General features: G+C 49.7%; 1 protein-coding gene. It reads left to right on the forward strand.

All coding sequences use genetic code 11. The features are described from left to right. Window positions 1-89 precede the first annotated feature (89 nt). A partial coding sequence (locus AC1RPW_RS08000) for a hypothetical protein (protein WP_481769443.1) occupies window positions 90-433 on the forward strand: 344 nt, incomplete at its 3' end.

The following is a 433-nucleotide window of genomic DNA, read 5'->3' on the forward strand; positions in this document are numbered from 1 at the left end:
TATCGACAGGTTGGAGTTCGTAAAGTATGGGGACGTCCAGGGGTTTGAGAAGTGACTTGGCTTTCTTGCCGGGAGCTAATTTGTACGTAATGGCATCGACTACCGGAATCTACACTATTCCGAATCCGGGAGCGGTCGGTACAGCAGGACTTCTCACGGGAACGTTGACACCAACATTGCGTAGCTCCGCAGGAGGTTCGATCAGCGCCCTGATGCTAGTTGGGTCGTACATGGTTGCGTTCGGTGCTAATGGATATATCGCAACATCGACAGATGGCATTACGTGGACTGCAATCACACCTCTGCAAAATAATGGTGCGTGGCAGGCAGCGCTGTACGACGGCTCGAAATATGTTGTTTTCTCTGATAATGTAAACGGTATAATTGCCACGTCACCAGACCTGAAAACGAATTTTCAAGCGACCTATGCAAC

The organism is Dellaglioa sp. CoH-55-MRSF-8 (assembly GCF_056782195.1).